Raw genomic sequence first — 2,989 nt, 5'->3', positions numbered from 1 at the left:
CCTCCAGGTCGAGGCCGGCGAAGGACACGCCGAAGGGGTCCGGGTTGCGCCAGTGCAGGTCGCGCACCTGGAGGAAAGGCGCGCCGCCGGTGACCTTCGGATACTCCGCCGCCAGGCCCTCGGCGTCGCCCACCATCAGCCGCGCCAGCTCGAGATCGGAACATTGCGCCGGCACGCACTGTCCGGCCACCCGTCCGCCGCGCAGCACCGTGGCGCGCTGGCAGAGCGCACGGACCTCGGCCAGCTTGTGGCTGATGAAGAGGACACTGCAACCCTCCTCCGCAAGACGGCGCAGGGTGACGAAGAGATCCTCGGCCTCGCGCGGGGTCAGCACCGAGGTCGGCTCGTCGAGGATCAGCAGGCGGATGTCCTGCATCAGGCAGCGCACGATTTCCACCCGCTGGCGCTCGCCGATGGACAGCCCATGGACCAGCCGGCGAGGCTCCAGCGGCATGCCGTAGCGCTGCGACACCTCGCGAATACGCGCCTCCAACCGGCGCGGGCTGCCCGCCTCGGCGCCGAGGGCGAGCGCGATGTTCTCCGCCACGCTGAGCGTCTCGAACAGGGAGAAATGCTGGAACACCATGCCGATCCCCAGCGCCCGGGCGCGAGCCGGGTCGCGCACCTGCACCGGCTCGCCCTGCCAGCGGATCTCGCCGGCATCGGGACGGGTCACGCCGTAGATGATCTTCATCAGCGTGCTCTTGCCGGCGCCGTTCTCACCGAGCAGGGCGTGGATCTCGCCGGCGTCGATGCACAGGTCGATGCGGTCGTTGGCCAGGCAACCCGGATAGCGCTTGCTGATCCCGCGCAGTTCGAGGCGCGGCGGCGCGAAGGAGGTAGGTGCGGACATGGCGGACCCGGTCGGTTGCTCGACGATGCCACGGCCGGTGCAAATACCTGGCCAGGAGGTCAGGAAAGCCCTGGAACGCGGCTTGCGCCGGGAGCCACGGGCCAGGCTGCCGCGCCGAGCGGCACCAAGCCGGAGCACGCCTGGGACGCCGCGGCACATTTGCGGGCAACCCTGCGGCGCACCCGCGTGAGCATTTGTCGCAAAACAGTCATCACCACCTTGCTCACAGAGTTATCCACAGCGTGTCGGGAGCCCATCCGGGACCTTGGGAAGCCTCCCGCGCCGACCGTCCCGGCAATTTTCGCAACATCGGCGCTGGACAGAAAACAGCCAACCCGGCAGGTCATGAGCACGACCTGGCAAGGCATTTTCTCCAACACTTTGCCAACAGCTTTATCCACAAGATATCGACAGCCGTTCGGAGGAACCCGGCAGAACGACCTCTCCCGGCCAAGCCATGGCTCGGCCGAATCCCTGGGGCAGCCCCGGCGGCCCGCTTCCGGCACAGTTTGCCAACAGCTTTTCCACAGGAAACCCGCGGAACGGGAATGCCCGTGAAAATGTCTCCAGGACTTCCTCTTTAGACGCCAGGAAGCCCATGAATACTGGGTTTTCCGGCTTTCCAGGAAAGTCCGCGGCGATCGACGGAAGCATGCTCGGCGGCGCCATGGGTGGATCCGCTGTCCACAGTTTCGCGATGCACCGTCGTGGCGCATTCCACAGCACCTTTTCCCTGGCTCTTTCGCCAACCGGGAGAAATCCTGCGGCTCCGTCCAATGCCTTTCCCCCGACCGCCGAAGGCATTTTTTCAACGGGGAATGCGAACAGCTTTTCCACAGACAAACCCACAGAAGCGCCAGTTGCCGACCGGGCATTTCGCAAGGCGGACTCAAGGTGCCGGAACGCTTTTCGCGGATCGCCTGCCGGCAGCCAGATGGGCACATCCCGCAATGGCTCGTGCAATCTCTCCGAACACGCGCTACACACAGACTTATCCACAGCATGCGCACAGTGCATAATGGCGGAAGCGAGATCACGCGCCAAAGACGGGATATTTCCGTCGATTTCCCGGACTAAAGAGGCGAAAGCGCCGTTCCGGCAGCAGAGGAGATGAACGATGCAGTACCTGCTGGCACCTTCGTCCCCCCACTTATCCTGCACTCCGACCACGGCGGGAGCGCGATGAGCAGTTCGGCCCATCGCGGGCGGATCCTGCATTTCCTCGGCGACCCGGCGAAACTCGGCGACAAGGCCTGGGAGTATTTCGAGGACGGCCTGCTGTGGATCGAACACGGCCATGTGCGCGCGCTCGATCACGCAGCCTACCTGCTGCCGCAACTGCCCGCCGACCTGCCGCTGGAGGAGCATCCGCAGCGCCTGCTGCTGCCCGGCTTCGTCGACTGCCATGTGCATTACCCGCAACTCGGAGTGATCGCCTCCTACGGCACCCAACTGCTGGACTGGCTGGAAACCCACACCTTTCCCGCCGAGCAGCGCTTTGCCGATGCCGGCTACGCCGCCGCCCAGGCCGAGCTGTTCCTCGACGAACTGCTGCGCCACGGCACCACTACCGCGCTGGTGTTCGGCACGGTCCATGCGGTATCCGCCGAGGCATTCTTCCAGGCCGCGCAGAAGCGCCGCCTGCGGATGATCGCCGGCAAGGTGCTGATGGACCGCAACGCGCCGCCGGCGCTGTGCGATACCGCGGCCAGTGGCTACGCCGAGAGCCGCGCGCTGATCGAGCGCTGGCACGGCAACGGGCGCCTGCAATACGCGGTCACCCCGCGCTTCGCGCCGACCTCCTCGCCCGAGCAACTGGCCGCGGCGGCGCGCCTGCTGGACGAGTATCCCGGCGTCTACCTGCACACCCATCTTTCGGAGAACCTCAAGGAAGTCGCCTGGGTCGGCGAGCTGTTTCCCCAGGCGCAGGACTACCTGGACGTCTATCATCGCGCCGGCCTGGTCGGCGAACGCAGCGTGTTCGCCCATGGCATCCATCTCTCCGAACGCGAATGCCGCTGCCTGGCGCACAAGAACGCAGCGCTGGCGCACTGTCCCAGTTCCAACCTGTTCATCGGCTCCGGCCTGTTCGACCTTGGCCGCGCCCAGCAATACGGCATCCGCGCCGGCATCGGC

The 2,989-nt window shown here is 66.2% G+C and carries 2 protein-coding genes; one reads left to right on the top strand and one right to left on the bottom strand.

The window, feature by feature from the left end; translation table 11 throughout:
• Positions 1 to 853: ATP-binding cassette domain-containing protein (locus tag FFS27_RS31120; protein ID WP_137952469.1), on the bottom strand; the 853-nt coding region annotated here is incomplete at its 3' end.
• Between the two features lie 1,110 nt (positions 854 to 1,963).
• On the opposite strand from FFS27_RS31120, the gene guaD reads away from it, so the two are divergent.
• Positions 1,964 to 2,989, top strand: a 1,026-nt coding sequence (gene guaD / locus FFS27_RS31110) for a guanine deaminase (protein ID WP_137952468.1), incomplete at its 3' end; no start/stop codon positions are given.

Origin of the sequence: Pseudomonas sp. 2VD, assembly GCF_005503585.1 — a bacterium.
In the GTDB taxonomy this organism is placed as follows: Bacteria; Pseudomonadota; Gammaproteobacteria; order Pseudomonadales; family Pseudomonadaceae; genus Pseudomonas; species Pseudomonas aeruginosa.
This window is presented reverse-complemented; position numbering and strand designations above follow the sequence as displayed.